2 pseudogenes are annotated in these 2,898 nt (G+C 70.3%); one reads left to right on the forward strand and one right to left on the reverse strand.

Annotation, left to right across the window (positions count from 1 at the left end):
- Positions 1 to 2,185, forward strand: a pseudogene (locus ABZ260_RS48795) (hypothetical protein); the annotation flags it as partial.
- A gap of 167 nt (positions 2,186 to 2,352) precedes the next feature.
- Here ABZ260_RS48795 and ABZ260_RS48800 read toward each other — a convergent pair.
- Positions 2,353 to 2,898: pseudogene (locus ABZ260_RS48800) on the reverse strand (hypothetical protein); the annotation flags it as partial.

A 2,898-nucleotide genomic window follows, 5' to 3' on the forward strand; every position in this document is an offset into this window, starting at 1 on the left:
GAGCGACTGGGCGGCCGGACGGCACCGCCCCGCCACGGCCACGATGCTGCTGGCCGTGGTTAGGGTGGCGATCGGCGCCGCGCGTGAGCAGGTCCGGCAGGGACTCCTCAACTTGGAGGGGCTGTCGCCCGGGCTGCTGGATGAGGCGTCGTGGCCAGTGTGGTACGGCGTCGGCCCTCGGTCCCGCGCCGTGATGCCCCCGCTGACGGTGTCCGCCGCCGACCCGCTGGGGCTAGGCGTGCACCGTGCCCCCGACCCCGGCGGTATCGCCACCGCGCCGCTGACGGCATACCTGGTCAGGGAGCACGACCGCGAGTTGCGTGCCGTGCTCGGCCGGGTCGCGGCGCGAGGCGGTCGGCCGGTACTGGCGGTGCTGACCGGTGACTCCGCGACGGGCAAGACGCGGGCGCTGTGGGAGGCGGCACACACGGTTCTCCCCCACTGGGCGCTGGCGGTCCCGGCGGACGCGGCCGAGCTGTGCGCGCGGCTGGAACGGCGGGTCGACCCTGACACGGTGCTGTGGCTGAACGAGACACAGCGGTTCCTGGAGGGCGCGGACGGGGAGCGGGCGGCCAAACTCCTGGTCGCGCTGCTGGCCGGTGCCACTCGCGTGATGGTGCTCGGCGCACTATGGGAGCGGCCCTACTGGCAGGCCTTGACCGCCCAGGGACTGCTGCCCGACGCACATGTCGCCGCCCGCACTTTGCTCACCGGGCCGTACGCGTGCAACATCCGCGTACCCGACCGGCTCGATACCGCTGAGCTGGACGAGTTCGCGACGCTGAACGTCGACGATCGGCGGCTATCTGCCGCGCTCGCGGCGGGCGCGGCCGATGGCAGGGTGATCCAGCATCTGACCGGTGGTCCCGAACTGCTGGACGCCTATATTCGCGGCGGCCTGTTCACACCGGTCGAGCACGCCCTGATCACCGCCGCGCTGGATGCCCGACGCCTGGGCCACCGCGCGCCCCTGTCGCCCGCGGTACTGACCGCGGCGGCCGACGGCTATCTGGGACCGTCGCAGCGGCCAGGCGACCTCGCCGACCTCGCCGGCGCCCTCACCGCGCTGGGCGACGGCCATCGCGCCGACGGAAGCCGCACCGACGTCCGCCGTGCGGTGACCGCCGTCACCGCGCTGCGTGCCCGCACCGGCGCGGAGCCCCGCTACGAACCGTACGACTACCTGGTGCAGCACCTGCAGCGCGAGAGGGAACGTGCTCCGGCCGCGCTCTGGGACGCCCTGGCCCGCCACACCACCGACTCCGACGACCGTCTCAGGCTCGGCCGTAACGCTGTCGGACGGGGCCTCTTCCGTATCGCGGCCAGCCTGCTGCGACAGGCGGGCCACGACCAGGAGGCCGGCGCATGGAACAACCGCGCGTTCTTCGCGGACGACGAAGGAACGCCAGCCTGCTCAGCCACGATTCCCGGCCAGTGGCAGCAACTTGGGCGAGCGCTGCTTCAGATCGACCTGCTCGACTGCCCGGACCCCGAGATCTGGGCGCGCTGGGCCCGCGCATGGCTGGAGTGGGAGCCAGGAGATCCCCTCCCGCCGCATGCCCCGCCCAACATGCAGACGTGGCCGATAGCACAACAGTGGCGCGGGGTGGGGGTGGACAAGGTCACGTATATCCTCTCTCAGGTCGTGGCCGAACCTTACGCAGATGCGGCGCGGGCTGAGTTCGGGACGTTCGTCGACGTCAGGGACACTCTGCTCGGCATCTTCGTCAGCTCGGACCTGAACGGGAACCGTGACGCCGACGAGGCACACTGGACCATGCTGGCCGAATCGGGTGACTCCGATGCGCGGTGGATCCTCGCCAGGCTGCGTGTGCTCGAAGGCCTCATGTTCGAGGCGGAGGACTGGCTGCGTCGCGACCCCTCGCCCGCGGCCTGGCGAGACCTGGCTCGGCTGCTGGAACGTACGGGAAGGCGGGAGGAGGGCGATGCGTGCCTGCGGCGGGCGGCCGACAGCGGGGACCTCGACGCGACCTGCGACCTGCTATTACGTGACGGGCGCACGCGCGAGGCGGAACGGCTGCTTGTGCACGCCGTCGAGACGGGCCATTGGCCCGCTCAGGACAGGCTGATCGCGTTGCTCGGTCGCACTGGGCGTGCAGGTGAGGCCGAGCGGTTGCCGAGGTTCGGCATCGAACCAGGAGGCTCAACCGCTCAACCCTGGTGAGCGTGGTGCAGGAACGGGAACTGGCTGATCGCAGTCGACACCGGGGCCGATCCGGAACGGGTCATGGCTGTCACTGCGATCGGGGTAGGGGCGTTGGGCCGCATGAGGCCTTATTCGTCTTTGACGCTAGAGGCCGAGAGGGTAGGCCGGGCAGCCAGTACGGCCGGTCAGATCCCGCAGACCTTGAGACGGTCCAGGCCAGGTGCGTACCGGGACCACTCCTCCGGGCTGAGCTCTCGATCGAGGATTGCGCAGGCTGCGTTCAGCGGTCGTGCGGCAATTTCGGCGGCGTCGGTCAGATCCCACATGATTACGGTTTCGTCGTGGCTGCCGGTGATCGCGGTGCGCCCGTCGAGGGTCACCGCCACCGCGGACACGGGACCGGTGTGACCTTTCAGGGTCGTGAGCTTGACGGGGCGGGTGCGGTCGGCCAGATCCCACACGATCGCGATTTTATCGTCGCTGCCGGTGATCGCGGTGCGCCCGCCGGAGGTCACCGCCACCGCGTCCACGTAGCTGGTATGGCCTTTCAGAGTGGCCTGCTTGACGGGGCGGGTGCGGTCGGCCAGATCCCACACGATCGCGATTTTGTCGTAGCTGCCGGTGATCGCGGTGCGCCCGTCAGAGGTCACCGCCACCGCTTTCACGTAGCTGGTGTGGTCTTTCAGGGTGGTCTGCTTGACGGGGTGGGTGCGGTCGGCCAGATCCCACAC

The organism is Streptosporangium sp. NPDC006013 (assembly GCF_040614275.1).
GTDB lineage: Bacteria > Actinomycetota > Actinomycetes > Streptosporangiales > Streptosporangiaceae > Streptosporangium.